Annotated in this window: 18 protein-coding genes; 14 read left to right on the top strand and 4 right to left on the bottom strand. The window is 69.7% G+C overall.

The genetic code is table 11. The annotated features are described in order from the left end of the window. The first annotated feature begins 38 nt into the window (after positions 1-38). The 3 genes from CURTO8I2_RS07745 to CURTO8I2_RS07735 are packed head-to-tail and all read left to right on the top strand — an operon-like array spanning position 39 to position 8342. Positions 39-6359, top strand: coding sequence for an Hpt domain-containing protein (locus tag CURTO8I2_RS07745; protein ID WP_159680069.1), 6321 nt, complete (start codon positions 39-41; stop codon positions 6357-6359). Beyond that, positions 6352-7878 carry a chemotaxis protein CheB gene (locus CURTO8I2_RS07740; protein ID WP_159680067.1) on the top strand — a complete coding sequence of 509 codons (1527 nt, stop codon included), beginning with the start codon at positions 6352-6354 and terminating at the stop codon, positions 7876-7878. Before CURTO8I2_RS07745 ends, CURTO8I2_RS07740 begins: the two co-directional genes overlap by 8 nt. After that, the gene (locus CURTO8I2_RS07735; RefSeq protein ID WP_159680065.1) at positions 7875-8342 is read left to right on the top strand and encodes a chemotaxis protein CheW; all 468 of its coding nucleotides are present in this window, start codon (positions 7875-7877) and stop codon (positions 8340-8342) included. Before CURTO8I2_RS07740 ends, CURTO8I2_RS07735 begins: the two co-directional genes overlap by 4 nt. Before the next feature lie 13 nt (positions 8343-8355). Here the strand turns inward: CURTO8I2_RS07735 and CURTO8I2_RS07730 are convergent, their stop codons facing one another. Both CURTO8I2_RS07730 and bioA read right to left on the bottom strand, forming a co-directional pair. Then, entirely contained in the window at positions 8356-9093 is a 738-nt protein-coding gene (locus tag CURTO8I2_RS07730; protein WP_159680063.1) for a 16S rRNA (uracil(1498)-N(3))-methyltransferase, read from the bottom strand. After that, positions 9084-10487 carry an adenosylmethionine--8-amino-7-oxononanoate transaminase gene (gene bioA, locus CURTO8I2_RS07725; protein ID WP_159680062.1) on the bottom strand — a complete coding sequence of 468 codons (1404 nt, stop codon included), beginning with the start codon at positions 10485-10487 and terminating at the stop codon, positions 9084-9086. The genes CURTO8I2_RS07730 and bioA overlap by 10 nt, the downstream gene beginning before the upstream one ends. Positions 10488-10540: 53 nt before the next feature. Here bioA and nudE point away from each other — a divergent pair, with 53 nt between their 5' ends. The 5 genes from nudE (at position 10541) to CURTO8I2_RS07700 (ending at position 13568) form a co-directional block, all read left to right on the top strand. Further along, entirely contained in the window at positions 10541-11092 is a 552-nt protein-coding gene (gene nudE / locus CURTO8I2_RS07720) for an ADP compounds hydrolase NudE (RefSeq protein WP_159680060.1), read from the top strand. Then, positions 11085-11909 carry a 3'(2'),5'-bisphosphate nucleotidase CysQ gene (gene cysQ, locus CURTO8I2_RS07715; protein ID WP_159680058.1) on the top strand — a complete coding sequence of 275 codons (825 nt, stop codon included), beginning with the start codon at positions 11085-11087 and terminating at the stop codon, positions 11907-11909. Before nudE ends, cysQ begins: the two co-directional genes overlap by 8 nt. 118 nt (positions 11910-12027) lie before the next feature. Continuing rightward, complete coding sequence (gene mazG / locus CURTO8I2_RS07710) at positions 12028-12879, top strand: nucleoside triphosphate pyrophosphohydrolase (RefSeq protein WP_159680057.1); 852 nt, start codon at positions 12028-12030, stop codon at positions 12877-12879. Further along, positions 12876-13199, top strand: coding sequence for a YnfA family protein (locus tag CURTO8I2_RS07705; protein ID WP_159680055.1), 324 nt, complete (start codon positions 12876-12878; stop codon positions 13197-13199). Before mazG ends, CURTO8I2_RS07705 begins: the two co-directional genes overlap by 4 nt. A 66-nt stretch (positions 13200-13265) precedes the next feature. Further along, on the top strand, positions 13266-13568 hold the full coding sequence (locus tag CURTO8I2_RS07700; protein ID WP_159680053.1) for a DUF962 domain-containing protein: 303 nt from the start codon (positions 13266-13268) through the stop codon (positions 13566-13568). A gap of 112 nt (positions 13569-13680) precedes the next feature. Here CURTO8I2_RS07700 and CURTO8I2_RS07695 read toward each other — a convergent pair whose 3' ends face one another. Next, on the bottom strand, positions 13681-14025 hold the full coding sequence (locus CURTO8I2_RS07695; RefSeq protein ID WP_159680052.1) for a DMT family protein: 345 nt from the start codon (positions 14023-14025) through the stop codon (positions 13681-13683). A gap of 150 nt (positions 14026-14175) precedes the next feature. Here CURTO8I2_RS07695 and CURTO8I2_RS07690 point away from each other — a divergent pair, with 150 nt between their 5' ends. The 5 genes from CURTO8I2_RS07690 (at position 14176) to CURTO8I2_RS07670 (ending at position 19853) form a co-directional block, all read left to right on the top strand. Further along, on the top strand, positions 14176-14889 hold the full coding sequence (locus CURTO8I2_RS07690) for a response regulator transcription factor (protein ID WP_159680050.1): 714 nt from the start codon (positions 14176-14178) through the stop codon (positions 14887-14889). Between the two features lie 22 nt (positions 14890-14911). Continuing rightward, positions 14912-16225, top strand: a complete 1314-nt coding sequence (locus CURTO8I2_RS07685; RefSeq protein ID WP_159680049.1) for a HAMP domain-containing sensor histidine kinase — start codon at positions 14912-14914, stop codon at positions 16223-16225. A 117-nt stretch (positions 16226-16342) separates the two neighbouring features. After that, on the top strand, positions 16343-17866 hold the full coding sequence (locus CURTO8I2_RS07680; RefSeq protein ID WP_159680047.1) for an efflux RND transporter periplasmic adaptor subunit: 1524 nt from the start codon (positions 16343-16345) through the stop codon (positions 17864-17866). Continuing rightward, positions 17863-18621 carry an ABC transporter ATP-binding protein gene (locus CURTO8I2_RS07675; RefSeq protein ID WP_159680046.1) on the top strand — a complete coding sequence of 253 codons (759 nt, stop codon included), beginning with the start codon at positions 17863-17865 and terminating at the stop codon, positions 18619-18621. The genes CURTO8I2_RS07680 and CURTO8I2_RS07675 overlap by 4 nt, the downstream gene beginning before the upstream one ends. Next, the gene (locus tag CURTO8I2_RS07670) at positions 18618-19853 is read left to right on the top strand and encodes an ABC transporter permease (protein ID WP_159680044.1); all 1236 of its coding nucleotides are present in this window, start codon (positions 18618-18620) and stop codon (positions 19851-19853) included. Before CURTO8I2_RS07675 ends, CURTO8I2_RS07670 begins: the two co-directional genes overlap by 4 nt. 201 nt (positions 19854-20054) lie before the next feature. On the opposite strand, the gene CURTO8I2_RS07665 is transcribed toward CURTO8I2_RS07670, so the two are convergent. Next, positions 20055-20768, bottom strand: a complete 714-nt coding sequence (locus tag CURTO8I2_RS07665; RefSeq protein ID WP_159680043.1) for an SGNH/GDSL hydrolase family protein — start codon at positions 20766-20768, stop codon at positions 20055-20057. Positions 20769-20982: 214 nt separating this feature from the next. On the opposite strand from CURTO8I2_RS07665, the gene CURTO8I2_RS07660 reads away from it, so the two are divergent. Then, on the top strand, positions 20983-21363 hold the full coding sequence (locus CURTO8I2_RS07660) for a diacylglycerol kinase (RefSeq protein ID WP_159680041.1): 381 nt from the start codon (positions 20983-20985) through the stop codon (positions 21361-21363). Positions 21364-21381: the final 18 nt, after the last annotated feature.

Genomic DNA, 21381 nt, shown 5'->3' with positions numbered 1-21381 from the left:
TGCGCGCATGCGCGCGGCGTCCTTCGCGGAGCCGCCGCATGAGCGGCCTGCGCGTCGCCCTCGACCACACCATGCTCGGCTGGATCAAGCCGGAGCTGGACGAAGTGCTGCGGCAGGCGCGGATCGAGCTGGAAGGCTTCGTCGACGCGCCCGACGATCCGGGCCGCATGCGTCTGTGCGCCGGGTATCTGCACCAGGCGCAGGGCACGCTGCGCATGGTCGAGCTGTATGCCCCGGCCATGGTCGTGGAGGAAATGGAGCGGCTGGCCGATGCGCTGCGCGACGGTGCGACGGCCGACCGCGACATCGCGTCCGCGGCCCTGTTGCGCGGCATGCTGTTGCTGCCCGATTACCTCGAGCGCCTGCAGGGCGGCCATCGCGACATCCCGATCGTGCTGCTGCCGCTGCTCAACGAACTGCGCGCCGCGCGTGGCGAGACCGGGCTGAGCGAGAGCATCCTGTTCGCGCCGGATCTGGCGCGCGCGGTGCCCGAAGACGCGCCGGTCGACGATGCCGGCCTCGATCCCGAAGCCGCGCTGCGCCAGGTGCGTGTCGCGCTGCAGGCCTGGCCCGCGGCGGGCAGCCCGGGCGATATCGGTGCACTGGTCACCGGCCTGTCGGCGTTGGCGGCACAGGCCGCTGCCGACACGCAGCGCCGCATGCTCTGGGTCGCCTCGCGCGTGGCGGAGGCCCTGTCCGACGGCGCGTTCGCGCCCGCCGTGCATCCCGCATTGCGGCAGGTGTTCGCCAGCGTGGAGCGCGAAGCGCGCCAGTACGCGCAGGCACCGCGTCTCGATGCCGCGCTGGCCGATGCCGCGCAGGAACCCACGCGCCAGCTGCTCTACCACGTGGCCCACAGCGATGCCGCGCATCCGGCGCTCGAGGCGTTGCGCGAGGCGTTCGCGCTGGAGGCGCAGCTGCCCAGCGCGGCCGAACTCGAACACGCCCGCGGCAGCCTCGGTGGCCGCAACCGCGCGTTGCTGGACACGGTGTCAGCGGCCGTCAAGGAAGACCTGCTGAGGGTCAAGGACGCACTGGACCTGCACCTTCGCACCGGCTCGACGGACATCGCCGGCCTGCAACCGCAGGTCGAAGTGCTGGCCGGGGTGGCCGACACGCTCGGCATGCTCGGCCTGGGCGCGGCCCGTACCGTGGTGCAGCAGCAGCGCGACACGATGCGCGACATCGTCGGCGGCGACATGCCGGCCAGCGAGGACACGCTGCTCGATGTCGCCGGCGCGCTGCTCTACGTCGATGCGACGCTGGACGACCAGGTCTCGCGTCTCGGCGCCGAGGTGACCGACGGCACCGACGATTCGCTGGCCGTCGAAGCGCAGCAGTCCATGACGATCCTCGTCCGCGAGGCGATCGCCAATTTCTCCGATGCGCGCCAGGCGCTGGTCGCGTTCGTCGAGACCAGCTGGGACCACGCCGAGCTGCAGGAAGTGCCGCGCCTGCTGGCCGAGGTCGGTGGCGCGCTGTCGATGCTCGAACTGCCGCAGGCGACCGGTTATCTGGACGGCGTGCGCCTGTACGCCGAGCGCGAGCTGATCGCGCGCCAGCGCGTGCCCAATGGCCGCCAGCTCGATACCTTCGCCGACGCGCTGGCGAGCCTGGAGTACTACCTCGAGGCGCTGCGCGAGCAGCGCCCCAATCGCGCGGACATCCTCGACATCGCGCGCAGCAGCCTGGAGGCGCTGGGCTACTGGCCGCTTCCCGCGGCGGACGCGGCGTCGGAGACCGCCGGCGCACCGGATCCGTTCGAGGACGGCGACGGTGCCCCGGGCGTCGATCTGGACCAGCTCGCGCGCGGTATCGACGTCTGGGAGCCGCCGGCCACCGTGGCGCCGGCATCGGCACCGGTATCGACAGCCGGGCCGGTGGAGACGCCGCACCCGTCGACGCCGTCGATGTCGCCCGCGCGCAACGTCGCCGGTGGCTTCGAGGATGTCGGCGACGAGATCGACGACGAAATCCGCGAAGTGTTCCTCGAGGAGTTCGCCGGGGAGATCGAGAATCTCGATGCCCTGCTGCCACCCTGGCGTGCGCAGCCGGACAACATCGAGCGGGTGCGGCCCATCCGGCGCGTCTTCCACACCCTCAAGGGCAGTGGACGATTGGTCGGTGCGAAGGCACTCGGCGAATTCAGCTGGTCGATCGAGACCATGCTCAACCGGGTGATCGAGGGGCGCCCCGCCACGCCGGCCGTGGTCGAAATGGTCGACCAGGCCTTCTACACGCTGCCCGAGCTTCTGGCCGTGCTGCGCGGGGACGGCACCTTACGCGCCGACCTCGACACGATGCAGGCCAACGCGGCCCGTATCGCCGCCGGCGACGACGCCATGCCGGCGCGACCCGCCGCACGCGTCGTCGCAGCAGACAGCGCTGAAGTCGGGACCGTCGCGGCATCGCCGGCCATCGACGGATCCGGGGCCGCGACGGTTGCAGCCGCGCACGAGGACGCGGCCGTCGACGACGCCGAGACGACGCCGGTCGCAGCCACGGACGAGGTCGACACGGTGCCCGCGTCGGTGGACGCGCTGCTGCTGGAAATTCTCGACACCGAAGTCCAGGGCCACCTGCAGACCGTCGGCGACTGGCTCGGCGCGATCGATGCCGGCATGCCTGCCGATGGCGAACGCCTGCTGCGCGCGCTGCACACCATGCACGGCGCGTTCGCGATGGCGGAAGTGCCCGCGATCGGCCTGCTGCTCGGCCCCGCAGAGGAGTATGCGCGGCGCCTGGTCGCGGCAGGCACGGCGCCCGAGGCCGACGTCACGCCGGTGCTCGACGCCGTCTGTGTCGCAGCCCGCGAAGCATTGCGGCAGCTGCACGCGCCCGAACCCCGCATCGCAGTGCGCACCGCACTGGCCGCACAGGTGAGCGCACTGCGCGACCGGCTGCCCGAGGCGCCGGTCGAACGCTTCGAATTCGATCTGCCCGACGACTTCGATGCGTCGGGCGATCTGTCGGATCCGACGCGTGCCGATGACGATCAGACTGATCAGGAGGCACCGGAAACGCTCGAAGCCGAGCGACTCGAAGCGGAACGTCTCGCGCAGATCGAGGCCGAAGCAGCCGAGGCGGCGCGTCTCGACGCCGAGCGGCTCGAAGCGGAACGTCTCGCGCAGATCGAGGCCGAAGCAGCAGCGGCGCGTCTCGAAGCCGAGCGGCTCGAAGCGGAACGTCTCGCGCAGATCGAGGCCGAAGCAGCCGAGGCGGCGCGTCTCGAAGCCGAACGGCTCGAAGCGGAACGTCTCGCGCAGGTGGAGGCCGAGGCAGCAGAAGCGGCGCGCCTTGAAGCCGAGCGGCTCGAAGCGGAACGTCTCGCGCAGATCGAGGCCGAAGCAGCCGAAGCGGCGCGTCTCGAAGCCGAGCGGCTCGAAGCGGAACGTCTTGCGCAGGTGGAGGCCGAAGCAGCCGAAACGACGTCCGACCTCGCGCGCACGGACGAACCGCACGCCGACGGCGACCGTCCGGCGGCGCAGGACGCAGACACGGATGCTGCCGACGGGGCACGTCACGAAACCGCCGCGCGTGTCGCACGCGACACCTTCGAACGACTGCGTCGACAGGCGCAGATCGACGCCAGTGTGCTCGTCTCCGAGCGCGCGCGTTTCGAACAGCTCGAAACGGCGCGTCGCCTGCGCGACGCCGAGTCGGCAGCGTTGCAGCCGCCCGTGTCCGACACGGTCGACGTCGCACACGGCGACGAGGCGGCTGATGCCGGCGGCGCCCCGGATGACATCGGTGCGACGACGGTGCGTGATGACGAAGCAGCGCCGGTCAGCCTGAAGGCCGATGTGGATGACGACGGCGCGTCGCACACCGAGGTCGAGACGATCGACATCGGAGAGGACGGCGCCGACGCGGCTGCAGAGACCGACCTCGAATCCGCCGCAGCGGAACCGGTCGAGCCCGTGGACGGCGCGATGCAGGCGCCCGCAGACGGCGAGCCGTTGCCGGACGCCGGCATCTCCGTGGATGTCGATGCCCTGCCGCCCAGCGGAGAGGATCCCGACGCGCCGCTGGCACTCGACGGCCTGGATCCCGAACTGATCGACATCTTCGTCGAGGAAGGCATCGACCTGCTCGACCATTCCGATGCGCTGCTCGCGCAGCTGCGCACGGCGCCCGACAACCGCGATGCGGTGGCCGGTCTCCAGCGCGACCTGCATACGCTCAAGGGCGGCGCGCGCATGGCCGGCCTGATGGAGATCGGCGAGCTCGGGCATGCGATGGAGACGCTGCTCGAGTCCGTCGCCGAGCGTCGACGCACCCTGCGCCGTGGCGACGTGATGCTGCTCGAGCGTGGGTTCGACCGCCTGCATACGATGGTCAGCCGCGCGGGCGAGCGCCGGGCGATCGGGCCGTCGCAGGCGCTGGTCGATGCGTTCAACGGCAAGCCCGGCGGCGACGCCCCGGCTGCAGTGCCGACGCCGGCCAGCGAAGCGCCGAAGATCGAACTGGCGCCGCTGTCCGCACCGCTGCCGCTCGACGGCGACGGCGGCGAAGAAGACGAGACCGCGTTGCGTGGCTCGCAGGAGCAGGTGCGCATCCGCGCCGACCTGCTCGACAAGCTGGTCACCTACGCCGGCGAAGTCGCGATCTATCGTGCGCGTCTGGAACAGCAGCTCGGCGCGTTCCGTGGTGCGATGAACGAACTCGCGCAGACCAATACGCGTCTGCGCGATCAGCTGCGCCGGCTCGACATCGAGACCGAGGCGCAGATCGTCGCCCGGTACCAGCGCGAAGGCGAGACCACCGACACGACCTTCGATCCGCTGGAGCTCGACCGGTTCTCCACGCTGCAGCAGCTCTCGCGCGCGCTCAGCGAGACCGCGTCGGACTTCGGCAGCCTGCAGCAGATGCTCGACGACCAGACGCGCCAGTACGAGACGCTGCTGACCCAGCAGTCCCGTGTGAGCTCGGATCTGCAGGAAGGCCTGATGCGCACGCGCATGGTGCCGTTCGACGGCCTCGTGCCGCGGCTGCGTCGCGTGGTCCGCCAGGCGGCCCAGGACACCGGCAAGCAGGTCCAGCTGCGCCTCGAAGGCACGCAGGGCGAGCTAGACCGCAACGTGCTCGAACGCATGGTGTCGCCGCTGGAGCACATGCTGCGCAACGCGGTCGCACACGGCCTCGAAGCGCCCGACGCGCGTCGCAGCGCCGGCAAGCCCGACGAGGGCAGCGTCCATATCGCGGTGCGTCGTGAGGGTTCGGAAGTGGTGCTCGAAGTCGGCGACGACGGTGCCGGTCTCGACCGCGCCGCGATCCGCCGCCGCGCGGAGGAACGCGGTCTTCTGCAGGCGAATGCCGACGTCACCGAGTTCGATCTCGATGCGCTGATCCTGCAGCCCGGCTTCTCGACCGCCACCGAAGTCAGCCGGCTGGCCGGCCGCGGCGTCGGCATGGACGTCGTCGCCAGCGAAGTGCGCCAGCTCGGCGGCACGTTCGACATCCGCTCGCGCGACGGTGCGGGCACCACGTTCACCCTCCGTCTGCCGCAGACGCTGGCCGTCACCCAGGCCGCGTTCGTGCGTATCGGCGAGACCAGCTTCGCGGTGCCGATCGCCTCGGTGCGCGGCGTGGGCCGTATCGCCCGCGCGGATGCGCAGCCGGGGGCGATCTACCGTTACGGCGGCGAGGACTACCCGCTCTACGACCTGGGTCGCCTCGTCGGCCAGCCTTCGGCGCGCGCCGAAGGGCAGCTGCAGATGCCCTTGCTGCTGATCCGCGCCGGTGAACTGCGCGCGGCGGTGGCGGTCGACGAAATCGTCGGCAACAAGGAAATCGTGGTGAAGCCGGTGGGGCCGCAGATCACCTCGATCCCGGGCATCTTCGGCGCGACGATCATGGGCGACGGCCGCGTGGTCGTCATCCTCGACATCGCGCCGCTGGTGCGTCGCCACGGTGCACAGGCCGCCCAGCCCGACGCGCCCGTGCAGGCCGCGGAGCCGGTGGTCGAACGTCGCGCGGTGCCGCTGGTGATGGTCGTCGACGATTCGGTGACGATGCGCAAGGTCACCGGGCGCGTACTGGAGCGACACAACTTCGAGGTGGTGACCGCGAAGGATGGCCTCGATGCGCTGGAGCGCATGGACGAGCGCGTGCCGGACCTGATGCTGCTCGACATCGAGATGCCGCGCATGGACGGCTACGAACTGGCGACGCACATGAAGGCCGATGCGCGGATGCGCGACGTGCACATCATGATGATCACCTCGCGTACCGGCGAGAAACATCGCCAGCGCGCGTTCGAGATCGGCGTCGACCGCTATCTCGGCAAGCCCTACCAGGAGCCGGAATTGCTGCGCCATGTCTACGAACTGTTGAAGCTGGAGCGCGACGATGACTGACGCGGTCCGGACCGTGGTGCTGGCACGCGCGGGTGCGGCCTGCGATCGCGTGATCGAGGGCCTGGCTGAAGCCGGCGCCGAACTGGTCGCGACGCTCGATCCCTCGCAGCACGCGGCGGACGCCGTCGAGGCGCTGTCGCCGTCGGCGCTGGTCGTGGTGCTCGAACCCGCCGACGAAGACGCGCTCGAAGCCTTCGAGCCGGCGTTCTCCGTGCCCGGCCGGACCGTGATCTTCGAGGAAGCCGCGCTGGTGCTCGAACGCAGCGGCTGGGACGCCGCCCGCTGGGTGCGGCATCTGGCCGCGAAGCTGCGCGGGGGCGGGGATGTGCTGCCGCCGTCGGCGGCCACCGATACGCCGGTCGAAGACACGGCGTTGGCGCTGGAGCTCGACGCGCACCGCGATGTGCCATCGTTCGTCGTGGACCCGGCGCCGGAGGCCGCGGAGAGCGCGGCGTCATCCGCGCTGGTATCCCCGTCCGACGACGCGGTACATCTCGCATTCGATCCGGTCGCGGCCGAATTCGACGCGCCGCCGAGCGTGCAGACGCCCGCGGTTGAATTCAGTTTTGATTTCGAACTCGCCGAGTACGACGAGACCAGTTACACGCCGCCGGCGGTGCCGCCGGGCGAAGTGCGCGATCTCAACGAGAATCTGGCGGCGTGGTCGGACGATTTCACGACCTCGATCGAGCCGCCGGCCGCAGCGCCGTCCGCAACGGAGGCGGGCGACGAAGCCAGCGTCGGTCAGGCGTCTGAACCGACGGTCGACCCGGTGTCCGAACCGCTGACGCTGCTCGACGACGATGCACTGCCGTCGTTCCGTACCGCAGCGGCGGCCGGGGACGATGCGCCGGTCGCCGCGACGCCGGCCAAGACCCTGCAGCGGGATCTGTCGGAGCTCGAATCGCGCATCTCGGGATTGAGCCTCACCGACACCGACAGCTACGGCCACGGGGCGATCAAGGGTGTGGTGCTGATCGAAGGCGGGCTGGGCGGCCCCGATGCGGTGCGCCAGCTGCTGGGCGCGTTGCCGGAAGGCTTCCCGCGCCCGGTACTGGTGCGGCTGCAGCTCGACGGCGGACGCTACGACCGGCTCGTGCGGCAGATGGAGCGGGCGACCGCGATGCCGGTGCAGCTGGCGGAGGCCGGCATGACGGTCTCGCCGGGCGAAGTCTATTTCCTGCCGCCGGATCTGCTGCCGACGGCGGTCAAGGGCGAGCTGCAGTTCGCGGAGACTGCGGATGTGGCCGGTCTGGCCGACGCGGTGCCCGCCGACGACAGCGCGCTGCTGTTTCTCAGCGGCGCCGATGCCGCGCTGGTGGACGTGGCCATGGGCCCTGCCTGGCAGGGCGCGCTGGTGGGCGGCCAGAGCGAAGAAGGCTGCTACGACCCGGGCGCGGCCCGCGCGGTGGCGCAGCGCGGCGGTCCCTCGGGCAGTCCGACCGACATCGCCGACTGGTTGATCGCACGCTGGATGCCCAGCGAGCGGCATTTCGATTCCGGAGGCTTGTCGCTGTGAGTGCCCATCAAGAAATCCGGGGCGTCCTGATCCGCGCCGGTGCGACCCAGTTGCTGCTGCCCAATGCGACGATTTCCGAGGTGCTCTCGTACTCCCCGCCCGAAGCGGTGGCGAACGCGCCCGACTGGCTGCTCGGCCGTCTGCGCTGGCGCGGCTGGCGTCTGCCGCTGGTGGCGTTCCCTGTGCTCTCGAAGCAGGGCAACGAACACGCCGAACTCGCCAGCAAGGTAGTCGTGCTCAAGACGCTGGGCGGCGACGCGCGTCTGCCGTTCTTCGCGCTGCTGACCGAAGGCTTTCCGCGGCTGGTGACGATTTCCGAGGAACACCTGCTCGACGAATCCGACGGCGACGGCGACGCGCTGCCGTTCGCGGTGCGCGCCCGCGTGCGCCTCAACGACGACATTGCGCTGATTCCCGACATCGACCTGATCGAACAGTCGGTGCGCGAGGCGCTGGCCGCCTGAGGCGCCGCCGGCGCTAGCCGGCCAGATCTCCGAAGCGGGCCTGCAAGGCCGCGATCGCGGCCATGCCGGCAGTCTCGGTGCGCAGGATCCGCGGGCCGAGCCGCAGTCCCCCGAAGCCCGCGGCCACCAGCGCCGCGCGGTCGTTCGCGGACCAGCCGCCTTCCGGGCCGATCGCGAGCACGATCCCGGCTGACGGTGGCGTCATCGTCGCGACCCCCGATCCGGCATCGGGATCGAGCAGCCAGCGCGACGCACCCGCCGGCAGATCGGCGAGTGCGGCCGCGAGGGCGCGAGGCGGTGCGACGTCTGGAATTCTCGAGCGCCAGCTTTGTTCGCAGGCCGACACCACCACGCTGCGCCAGTGCGCGAGTCGCTTGGCCGCGCGTTCGGCGTCGAGCTTCACTTCGCTGCGATCGCTCGAGACCGGCACGAACGCTGCGACGCCCAGTTCGGTTGCCTTCTGCAGGATCCAGTCCATCTTCTCGCCGCGCGCGATGCCCTGCACCAGGGTGATCGACAGCGGCGATTCCAGATCGATCGCGCGGCTGCCGGTGATCTGCGCCACCGCGCTGCGCTTGTCCACGCGCACCAGGCGTGCGTCGTGGTCGACGCCGTCGCCGTTGAACAGCACGCAGGCGTCGCCTTCGCGCAGACGCAGCACGCGCACCAGATGCGCGACGGCGTCGTCCGGCAGTTCGACACGCTGGCCGGCCGCGAGCGGGCGCTCGACGAACGCGCGGATCACGCGCATGCGGCGCCCGCCTCGATGGCCGACGCGGTGACCTCGGCCAGCAGCTGCAGCTGCGCGTCGTCGATGCAGTAGGGCGGCATCCAGTACAGGATGTCGCCGAGCGGACGCAGCAGCACGCCGCGCTCGACCGCATGGCGATAGGCGTGCAGGCCGACGCGCAGCGCCGGATCGAACGGCGTGGCCTTGTCGCCATCACGGCTGAGCTCGAACGCGACGACCATGCCGGTCTGGCGCGTGTCGGCGACATGCCGGTGCGCGCCGATCTGCGCCGCGAGTGCGGCCATCTTCGCGGCCGTGTCGCGGTTGCGTGCGAGTACGTCGTCGGTGCGGAAGATGTCGAGCGAGGCCAGGGCTGCGGCGCAGGCCAGCGGGTTGCCGGTGTAGCTGTGCGAATGCAGGAAGGCGCGTTCGCGCGAGGCATCGAGGAAGCCGTCGTACAGCGCCTGCGTCGCCAGCACCGTCGACAGCGGCAGGAAGCCGCCGGTCAGGCCCTTCGACAGGCACAGCAGGTCGGGCTGTACGCCTGCTTGTTCGAACGCGAACAGCGTGCCGGTGCGTCCGAAGCCGACCGCGATCTCGTCGGCGATCAGGAACACGCCGTGCACGTCGCAGAGTTCGCGCACGCGCTTGAGATACACCGGGTCGTGCATGCGCATGCCGCCGGCGCACTGCACCAGCGGTTCGAGGATCAGCGCGCAGATTTCGCCGGCGTGCGCGTCGAGCAGGTGCGCCAGCGCATCGGCCGCGTCTTCGGCGTGGCCGGCCGCGCTCTGGCCGGCGCGCGCGGTGTAGGCATCGGGCGAGGGCGCGAACACCGCTTCGCACAGCAGCGGTGCGTAGACGCGGCGATACAGCGGAATGTCGCCGACCGCGAGCGCGCCGAGCGTCTCGCCGTGATAGCCGTTCTGCAGCGCGACGAACTTGGTCCGGCGCGGCTCGTCGCCGCGGTTCTGGAACCACTGGAACGCCATCTTCAGCGCGACTTCGACGCCGGCCGAGCCGTTGTCGGCATAGAAGACCTTGGTCAGCGGCGGCCGACCGGGCTCGCGCGGCGCGACGGCAAGCAGCCGCTCGGCGAGTTCGACGGCGGCGGGATGCGTGCAGCCGGCCAGGATCACCTGTTCCAGCGTGCGCGCCTGGGTGGCGATGGCCTCGGCGATCCGCGGTTCGGCGTGGCCGTGCAGGTTGGTCCACCAGCTGCTGCCCGAATCCAGGATCTTCCGACCCCCGGCCTCGACCAGCCACGCACCGTCGCCGCGCACGATCGGCAGCATCGGCTGGATGTCAGGGTGCTCGCGCATCTGGGTGCAGGGGTGCCAGACCGCGGCGAGGTCGCGGGTCCGCCAGTCGTTGCCGTCGGCTAGAATGGCCGCATCGTGAATCTGTCCAGTCATCCGCGCATTATCGCTCCGCAACGCAGCCACCGTGCAGACGGGCGGGTGTCGGCATGAGCAAGACCCTGCCGATCATCCACGACGTCACCGAGCACGACGCGGCGCTGTACCGCATGGAACGGCTGGACCTGGAATTCTCCAACGGTGAGCGGCGCCTGTACGAGCGCCTGCACGGGCGCGGCCACGGCGCGGTGATCGTGGTGCCGATGCTGGACGCCGACACGGTGCTGCTGGTGCGCGAGTACGCCGCCGGCTTCCATCGCTACGAGCTGGGCCTGGTCAAGGGCCGGATCGATGCGGGCGAGACCGCACTCGAAGCCGCGAACCGCGAACTCAAGGAAGAGATCGGCCATGGCGCGCGCAGCGTCGAAGCGCTGCGGTCGATCTCGCTGGCGCCGCAGTACATGAGCCACCAGGCGACGCTGGTCGTCGCGCGCGATCTCTATCCCGAGCGGCTGGCCGGCGATGAGCCCGAAGAACTCGACGTGGTGTCGTGGAAGCTCGATGCGCTGCACGAGCTGATCCTGCTCGACGAGTTCTCCGAAGGCCGTTCGATCGCTGCGCTGTTCATCGTCCGCGACTGGCTGCGTCACCACGGTGGCTGACGCCGCCGGATCCGTCACCGCGGCGGTCCGCGACGGTGTCATCGCGATCGCGCGCGCCGCGGCCGATGCGATCCTCGCCATCTACGCCGAGGATTTCGATGTCGTCCGCAAGGCCGACGCCAGTCCGGTGACCGCGGCCGATCTGGCCGCCCATCGCGTCATCGTCGACGGCCTGCGCGCGCTGACGCCGGAGATTCCCATCGTGTCGGAGGAATCCGCCGTGGTGGTGCCCGCGGCGGAGCGCCGCGCATGGACCCGCATGTGGCTCGTCGATCCGCTCGACGGCACGCGCGAGTTCGTCAAGCGCAATGGCGAGTTCACGGTCAACATCGCGCTGATCGAAGACGGCGTCGCGGTGTTCGGCGTGATCCAGGCGCCGGTGACCGGTGCGCTGTGGCATGGCGCGCCCGGCTTCGGCGCGTTTGTGCGCGAGGGCGACCGGGACACCGCGCTGCACGCGCCGCGCCACGATCCCGCGGCGCCGGTCGCGCTGCGCGTGGCGGCGAGCCGCTCGCACCGGGACCCGCGCACGATGGCGCTGCTCGAGCGGATCGGCGAGGTCACGCCCGTGCCGCTGGGCTCGTCGCTGAAGTTCTGCCGGCTCGCCGAAGGCGGCATGGATGTCTATCCGCGCTTCGGCCCGACCAGCGAATGGGATACGGCGGCCGGTCAGGCGATTCTCGAAGGCGCAGGCGGCGCGGTGCTCGATCCACAGGGTCGCCCGTTCCGTTACAACCAGCGCGACACGATTCTCAATGGCGATTTCATCGCGCTGGGCGATCCGTCGTTGCCGTGGCGCGACTGGCTCGAGGCCTGAGCCCATGCGTGCGTGGACGGCGCACCGCCGCGCGCGCATGCAGCCCCGATGGAGACTTCCGTCCCGACGTCGCGCGCAAACGCGTGTCCACACCGCCTTGCCTCGCGCGAGGTGACGCATGACCGTTCCCAAGGAGTCCGACGTGACCGATGCCCCCGGCGACATCCGCCGCATCCTCGACATCATGGCGCGCCTGCGTGACCCGCAGCGCGGATGCCCCTGGGACGTCCAGCAGGATTTCGCGTCCATCGCCGCCTACACAATCGAGGAGGCCTACGAAGTCGCCGACGCGATCGATCGCGTTGACCTGCCGGGTCTGTGCGACGAGCTCGGCGATCTGCTGCTGCAGGTGGTGTTCCATGCGCAGATGGCGCAGGAGCAGGGCGCGTTCGCGTTCGGCGACGTCGTCGCTGCGATCAGCGACAAGATGATCCGCCGGCACCCGCACATCTTCGGCGACGTGGACGCGGGCGACGCCCAGACCGTGCTGCGCAACTGGGAGGCGATCAAGCGCGAGGAGCGCGCTGCGGCCGGGGACACCGACACCTCGGCGCTGGCCGGCATCGCGCGCGGGCTGCCCGAATGGCAGCGCGCGGTGAAACTGCAGTCCCGCGCCGCGCGCGTCGGCTTCGATTGGCCGAGTCCAGAGCCGGTGATCGCCAAGCTGCACGAGGAGATCGACGAGGTGCGCGTGGAGTTCGACGCGGTCGCTGCCGATCCGGACGACACTGCGGCGCAGGATCGGCTCGAGGAGGAACTGGGCGATCTGCTGTTCGTCGCCGCGAATCTCGCGCGGCACGCGAAGGTCGACGTCGGTGCGGCCCTGCGCCGCGCGAACCACAAGTTCGAGCGCCGCTTCCGCGCCATGGAAACGATGGCCGACGCCGACGGCGGTGCGCTCGCCGGACAGTCGCTGGACGCGCAGGACGCGTACTGGAATCGCGCGAAGCAGGCCGAGCGCGGGACATGAAGACGCTGCTGCTGTTCGTCGCCACCGCGGTCTTCGAGATCGTGGGTTGCTATCTGCCGTGGCTGTGGCTGCGCAAGGACGGCAGCGCCTGGCTGCTGCTGCCGGCGGCAGGGGCGCTGGCGGCGTTCGTGTGGCTGCTGACCCTGCATCCCACCGCGTCGGGTCGCGTGTATGCGGCCTACGGCGGCGTCTACGTCGCGGTCGCGTTGCTGTGGCTCTGGCGGGTCGACGGCATCGTACCGGGCCGCTGGGATCTGCTGGGCGCCGCGCTGTGCCTGTGCGGCATGGCGGTGATCATGTTCGCGCCGCGCAATGCCTGAAGCGGTTGACGCCTCCAGGCGCCGGTGCGATCAATGACGCGGACACCGCCTGCCCCGGGAGGACGCATGCGCCGCTTCGCCAGCTTCCGCGAGTTCTATCCGTTCTATCTCGGCGAGCACGCGCACCCGGTGTCGCGGCGCCTGCATTTCATCGGCAGTTGTGGCGTGCTGGTACTGCTGGCCATCGCGCTGTGGCAGCGCAATGCCTGGTGGGCATTGGCGGCCCTGGTCTGCGGCTACGCCTTCGCGTGGGTCGGGCACTTTTTCTTCGAGAAGAACCGGCCGGCGACCTTCAGGCACCCGATCTATTCCTTCATCGGCGACTGGGTGATGTTCAAGGACATCCTGACCGGCCGCATCCGCTTCTGAAGACGCGTGTCGCCGAAGGCGGAATGCCCCGACGCCCTGCGCCCTCCGGGAGCGGAGATGACCACTCGCGATGCAGGTGGCGGGGTGAGGAGCGTGCAGTCGCGGCGCCCGACTACTCCAGAAAAATCAGCCAGGCCGCGACCACGATCAGCGCGAAGCCCGCCCAGTGGTTCCATTTCAGCGGCTGGCCCAGATACCAGGTGGAGAAGCCCGCGAACACCAGCAGGGTGATGACCTCCTGCATGCCCTTGAGCTGGGGCGCCGAATACACCGCGGCGCCGATCCGGTTCGCCGGCACCATCAGCAGATATTCGAAAAACGCTATGCCCCAGCTGACGACGATGACCGTCAGGATCGGCACGCTGCGGTATTTCAGGTGCCCGTACCAGGCGAACGTCATGAAGATGTTCGAGCCCACCAGCAGCAGGATGGGCAGATAGCGCTCGTAGCCGGTCATGACGGGCTTCCGGATTGGGGAGAAGGCGCAGATCGTAGCGCCAAGCCCGCTGTGACGCGGTCGGGGCACGAAATCTTCACAACTCCTGCACTGCAAAAGTGGGAAATTCACAAAGCTTAATCCACACGCACCCAGCTACGGAGTCGTTTCATGCGCGCAGGTCAGGAACCCGGAGGCCTCGTCCTCATCGTCGAGGACAACCGCAATATTTCCGAGATGGTCGGGGAGTACCTGGAAGGTCGCGGCTTCGAGGTCGACTACGCGGCCGATGGCCTCGACGGCTACCGGTTGGCCACCGAGAACAACTACGACGTGATCGTCCTCGACCTGATGCTGCCGCGCCTGGACGGCATCGAGGTCTGCAAGCGTCTGCGCGAGGATGCGCGCAAGTCGACGCCGGTGCTGATGCTGACCGCGCGCGACACCCTGGACGAAAAGCTGACCGGCCTGAGCTCGGGCGCCGACGACTACCTGACCAAGCCCTTCGCGATCCAGGAGCTGGAGGCGCGCCTGCGCGCGCTGATCCGTCGCGAGCGCCGCCAGGTGGGCTCGGAAGTACTGAAGGTCGCCGACCTCGTGCTCGACCCGGCCAGCATGCGCGCCACGCGCGGTGGCACCGAGCTGCAGCTCTCGCCGATCGGCATGAAGCTGCTGACCATCCTGATGCGCGAGTCGCCCCGCGTGGTGAACCGCCAGGAGATCGAGCGCGAGATCTGGGGCAACAGCCTGCCGGACTCCGACACCCTGCGCAGCCACCTCTACAACCTGCGCAAGATCATCGACAAGCCCTACGACAAGCAACTGCTGCACACGGTGCAGAGCGCCGGGTACCGCATCGCCGACATCGAGCAGTCGCCGGCCTGAGCCGGCGACGCGACGTCCGACCATGCCCCAGGGGCTGCCCAACCGCATCCGTGATGCGTTCACGTTCCAGGCGGTGATCGCCGGAATGACGCTGATCGTCTGTGTGATGACCGCGGCCTTCATCGGGCGCGAGGTCGTCGCGCGGCAGTGGCTGCAGGCCGAAGCCGATGCCTGGTGGCAGGCCAAGGCCACCGATGCGTCGTATCCGCCGCCGTTCGGCGTCAACCTGCAGGGGTATTTCGTGCCTGCCGGGGGCGGTGAGCTGCAGGCGATCATCGGTGGCGACCGCGCGGTCGCCAATCTGCTGTGGTTCAAGGGCGCGCCGGAAGGGTTCTCGCCCAGGCGCGACACCGAGGGTGTGCTGCTGGTGGAGCGGCGCGAGGCCGGTACCCTGTACCTGGCCGCGTCGCTGTCGCTGTTCGATCGCATTCTCGCACTGGCCGCCGGCGGTCTTGCACTGCTGATGATGGCGACGATGTTCGTCGTCTCGTGGATGACCTATCGCACCTCCAAACGCATGGTCCTGCCGATCCACCGGCTCGCCGACGAGGTCGGTCGCTGGAATCCGTCCGACGACGACGACGGCGTGCCCGCGGCCCTCACCACGCAGGACGACGCCGGCCGCGAGGCGCGCGCGCTGACCAGTGCGCTGCACGGGCTCGGCGATCGCATCGGCGCATTCGTCCGGCGCGAGCGTGAGTTCACCCGCGATGCCAGCCACGAACTGCGCACGCCGCTCACCGTGATCCGCGTCGCCAGCGACATGATCGCGGCCGATCCCACCACGCCGCCGCACCAGCAACGTCCGCTGCTGCGCATCCGGCGCGCCACGCAGGACATGGAGGCGGTGATCGATGCGCTGCTGGTGCTGGCGCGCGAGCGGGGCGTGATGCCGCAGAGCGAGATCTTCGACGTGGTCGAGGTGGTCGAGGAGGAACTCGACAAGGTGCGGCCGCTGTTCGACGGTAAGCAGCTGACGTTGACGCTCGATATCCAGGCCCGGCCGCGCCTCGACGCGCCGCCGCGCGTACTCGGGGTCATGATCGGGCATCTGCTGCGCAACGGCTGGGCCTTCACCGAAGCCGGTGGCGTCGAGGTCGTGATCGAGCACGACCGCATCATCGTCCGCGACACCGGCATCGGCATGACTCCCGACGTGCTCAAGCGTGTCTACGACCCGTTCTACCGCGCCGATCCGTTCTCGCAGTCCGGCAAGGGCATCGGCCTGTCGATCGTGCGACGCCTGGGCACGCGTTTCGGCTGGCCCGTGGCGCTCGACAGCACGCCCGACGAAGGCACGACGGTCACCATCGTGCTGGGCGATCGTCTGGTCTGAATCGTCGCCGACCCGATGTCGGCGGATCGCACCGCGTATTCAAAAAATTCCGGAGCGCGGTCAACTCCGCGCCGTGCGATGCGTTAGCGTCTCCAGTTGCCCATCAAGACCGCATCCATGTCGACCCGTCCCAAGCCCCGTCGCCGCGCGCTGTCGCGGTTCGCGCCCGTCATCGTGATCGCCGTCGTCGTTGCCGCCGGTGCGTGGTTCTGGTCCCAGCGCAGCGCAGCCGGCGCAGAGGACGCGTGGCGGACGACGCCGGTGGAGCGCGGCGACATCCGGGTGGTGATCTCGGCCACCGGCACGCTCAGCGCGACTTCGACGGTCGTCGTCGGCAGCCAGGTGTCCGGCCAGATCACCGAGGTGCTGGTCGACTTCAACGATCCGGTCGAGCAGGGCCAGGTACTCGCGCGCATCGACCCGGCGACCTTCCAGGCGCAGATCGAACAGGGCGCGGCGCAGGTCAACAGCGCGCGTGCCTCGCTGACGCAGGCCCAGGCGACCCTGCGTAACGCGCAGCTCGACTACGAGCGCAAGTCGTCGCTCGCCGGCGAGCAGCTGGTGGCCCGCAGCGACGTCGATCTGGCGCGCGCCGCGCTCGACCAGGCGAAGGCGCAGGCGACCTCCGCGCAGGCGCAGATCGTGCAGCAGACCGCGTCGACGCGGACTTCGCGGATCAATATGGAGCGCACCGTGATCCGCTCGCCGGTCGACGGCACCATCCTGACCCGCTCGATCGAGCCCGGACAGACGGTGGCAGCCAGCCTGCAGGCGCCCGAGCTGTTCACCATCGCCGAGGACCTGCGCAAGATGCGCATCGAACTCGCGGTGGACGAAGCCGACATCGGGCAGGTGCAGGTGGGCCAGACCGTGACCTTCACCGCCGACGCCTTCAACGACCGCCGCTTCAACGGCACCGTCGAGCAGGTGCGGCTGGCGGCGACGACGACCAACAACGTGGTGACGTATCCGGTGGTCGTCGCGGTCGACAACGCCGACAGCACCCTGCTGCCGGGTCTGACCGTCAATGCCGAGATCGAAGTCAGCAACCGCGAGAACGTGTTGAAGATCGCCAACGCGGCGCTGCGCTATCGCCCGGCGGATGCCGCCGACATCGCCGCAGCCGAGCGTCCCGACGTTGGCAGCGCGCCGCGTGGCGGCGGGCTGGCCGACGATCTGGCGGCGGCCGCCGCGGCCATGCAGCTCACCGCGCCCCAGCAGGCCGCGTTCGACAGCGCGCTCGCGACGATGCGCGAGCGCTCGCAGGCGCCGCGTGCCGGCAATGCAGGCGGCACACGACGCGGCAGCGCTGGTGGCGGACCGCCGCCGGGCGTGGCGCAGGGCGGCGGCGGTGCGGATCCGAGCGTCCAGGCGCAGATCCGCCAGCGGATGATGGACCGCTTCCAGCAGACCTTCGCCGGCTTCACTGCAACGCTCGACGCGAACCAGCGCGCGCAGTGGAACCGGACGCTGGCATCGACCGTCGGCGCGACCCGCGTCACCGTCTACCGGCTGGTCGACGGGCGCCGGGAAGCAGTGCCGGTGCGTCTGGGCGCCAGCGACGGCAGCATGACCGAGGCCTCGGGCGGCCTATCGGAAGGCGACCTGATCGTCACCGGCGAGCGCGCGGCGGCCCGATGAGCGCGACCGTCGTTGCGCCGCAGTCCGGCCCCCGGCCCCCGGTCATCGAGACCCGCGGCCTGGAGAAGATCTATTCGGCCGGCACCGAGGCCGAAGTCGTCGCGCTCAAGGGTGTGGACATGTCGATCGCGCACGGCGAGTTCGTCGCGATCATGGGCCCGTCGGGCTCGGGCAAGTCGACGCTGATGAATCTCGTCGGCTGCCTCGACACGCCGACCGGCGGGCAGTACCTGTGCGACGGCATCGACGTCGCGACGCTCGATCGCGAGCAGTTGGCCGAACTGCGCCGCGACAAGATCGGCTTCGTGTTCCAGGGCTTCAACCTGTTGCCGCGGATGACCGCACTCGAGAACGTCGCCATGCCCCTCGGTTACGCGCGGGTGCCGAACGAGGAACGCGCGGAACGCGCGCGCGAAGCCCTGGCCTCGGTCGGTCTGGAGAATCGCGGCAGCCATCGCCCCAGCGAACTCTCGGGCGGGCAGCAGCAGCGCGTGGCGATCGCGCGCGCGCTGATCAACCGGCCACCGGTGCTGCTGGCCGACGAACCGACCGGCGCGCTCGACACCAGGACCGGTGAGGAGATCCTCGGCCTCTTCAAGCGGCTGCGCGACGACGGCCACACCGTGGTGCTGATCACCCACGATCCCGACGTCGCCGCGCACGCTGATCGCACCTTCGTCATGCGCGACGGCGAACTGCACGAGGAAGGCCCCTACGACACCCGCGCGCATGCGCACTCCGGAGCCGCGACATGACCTATCTTGACGTCCTGCGCACCGCGATCTTCGCGTTGCGGGGCAACTGGATGCGCAGCGCGCTGACGTCGCTCGGCGTGATCATCGGCATCGCGGCGGTCATCGTCATGGTGTCGGTAGGGCAGGGCACGCAGGGCGAGATCGACCGCATGGTGTCGGGTCTAGGTTCGCAGCGGCTCGACATCTCGCCGGGCTCGCGGCGCACGCCGGGCGGCGCGCGTCAGGCCGGCAGTAGTTTCTTCACGTTGAACGAGGGCGACGCCGAAGCGATCCGCGGCGAGATTCCCGAAGTGCAGTTGGTCTCGGGTTCGCTGCGCGGCAACAGCCAGATCGTGTTCGCCGAGAAGAACTGGGCGAGCAGCTGGCAGGGCGTACAGCCGGACTTCTTCGAGATCAACGGCTGGACGATCGTCGACGGGTCGGGTTTCGAACCGCAGGATTACAGCGGCGCCGGCAAGAACGTGATCATCGGCGAAACCGTGCGGCGCGAACTGTTCGGCGAGGACAGCGGCGTAGGCCAGACTGTGCGCATCGGCCGCACGCCCTTCGTGGTCGTCGGCGTGCTGAATTCGAAAGGACAGGGCGGCTTCGGCCAGGACCAGGACGACGTGATGATGGTGCCGCTCGAAACCGGGCGCCGGCGTCTGCTCGGCGCAATGGGCATGCCGGCCGGCGCGGTGATGCAGATCGCGTTGACGGTCGGCAATGCCGACGATCTGCCGTATGTGCAGGGCGAGGTGGAAGCGCTGCTGCGGCAACGTCACCGCATCGCGCCGGGCGCGGAGGACGACTTCAGCGTGCGCAACATCTCCGAGATCGTCGCGACGCGGACCGCGACCACGCGTCTGATGTCGCTACTGCTCGGCGCGGTCGCGACGATCTCGCTGATCGTCGGCGGGATCGGCATCATGAACATCATGCTGGTGTCGGTGACCGAGCGGATCCGTGAGATCGGCCTGCGCATGGCGGTCGGCGCCGGGCCACGCGATGTGCGTCGCCAGTTCCTCGCCGAAGCGATGCTGCTGTCGCTCGGCGGCGGCGTGCTGGGGATCGCGATCGGCGTCGGCGGTGCGTTGCTGGTGGGCCGCTTCAGCGATCTGCCGACCGCGCTCAACAGCCAGATCGTGCTGCTGGCTGCAGGTTTTTCGGTCGCGACCGGTCTGTTCTTCGGTTACTACCCGGCGCGCAAAGCCTCGGAGCTCGATCCGATCGACGCACTGCGGCAGCAATAGAATCCGCGGAAAAAAAAGGGCGCCCGAGGGCGCCCTCCATCAAAAATCGTTCGCATCACGCAGAATCGACAAAGATCTGCCGCGCTGTTAGGGGAGTCAGGTCGCAGGTCCGTGTCGAATGTGCAACGCACACGTCTCCTTGCCGCACGATGGCGGCAGGGTCCGGACGCGGGACCCCGCCCGCATCATCGGGTCATGCCGTCAACGGAGCAGGTAGGGCCCGATGATGTCGCGCCACATCGCATAGCCTGCGGCGTTCATGTGCAGGCGGTCGGCGATGAACAGGTCTTCGCGCGGTACGCCGTCCGCATCGAGCATCGGCGTGAACACGTCGATGTAGGCGATGTTGCGCTGGGTCGCCGCCCAGTCGCGCAGCGCATCGTTCGCAGCGCGCTGCACGTCCAGCAGATTCGCGCGCGAGGGGCTGGGCTTGATGCCCAGCAGGGCGATCGGCGTGCCCGGCAGGGTCGCTCGGATGCGGGTGACGAAGGCCTGCGTGTCGGCGAGGACCTGCGCGGCCGAGCGCCCTTCGGCGATGTCGTTGTCGCCGGCATAGAGCACGATCTGCCGCGGCCGGTAGCGCAGGGCGATCTCGTCGGCGTACCACACGGCGTCCCGCACCTGGGAGCCGCCGAACCCGCGATTGAGCACGGCGACTTCCGGAAAATCCGCGGCCAGCGTCGTCCACATCCGCACCGAGGAGCTGCCGGTGAAGACGATGGGGCGTCCGGGAGGCGGCGTCGCGGCGTCCTCCGCGGCGAAGCGCGCCATGTCGGTGGCCCATGCCGGCGACGACACCGGATCCAGGTCGGCGGTCACGCCACCGCCGGTGGCGCAGCCTGCCAGCACACCGGCGACGAGCAGCGCGGCGGCGCACAGGGTCCGACCGCGATGTAAGAACGGGATGAAACGCATGGGCTGCTCCACGAAGATCCGCCGGCCAGTCAAGCAGCCGCCGCCCGTCAATGCAAACCGGTGAGGCGGTCGCTCCGCGGGTGATGTGTCAGAATTGCCGCACCGCGACTGCCCCACGGCCCCGCCTTCCATGTCATCGACTGTTCCGCGGCCCGTGTACGGCCGCAGTGTGGCGCGCATCGCGCGACATGTCGTTCGACGGGCGCGTTGAGTCGTGGCGGACGGGATCGGTCATCGCCCCCGTGGGTTCGGGCGCATGCTCCAGGCGACGGTCTGGTCCTGCCAGGGTCTGCGTGCGGCCTGGCTGCACGAGTCGTCGTTCAGGCTCGAGGTCTACCTGCTGGTGGTGCTCGCGCCCCTGGCACTGTGGCTGGGCGACAGCGGTGTCGAACGGGCGCTACTGCTCGGCAGCTGCCTGCTGGTGCTCGCCGTGGAGCTGCTGAACTCTGCGATCGAAGCGGTGATCGAGCGCTACGGCGCTGAATTCCACGAACTCGCGGGCCGGGCCAAGGACATGGGCTCGGCTGCGGTGTTCGTCACGATGGTCCATGTACTGGTGGTGTGGGGCCTGATCCTGCTGCCGCGCTGGATGTGAGCGCAGCGGCGGCCGGTC

It is taken from the genome of Luteimonas sp. 9C (assembly GCF_902506295.1).
GTDB lineage: Bacteria > Pseudomonadota > Gammaproteobacteria > Xanthomonadales > Xanthomonadaceae > Luteimonas.
This window is presented reverse-complemented; position numbering and strand designations above follow the sequence as displayed.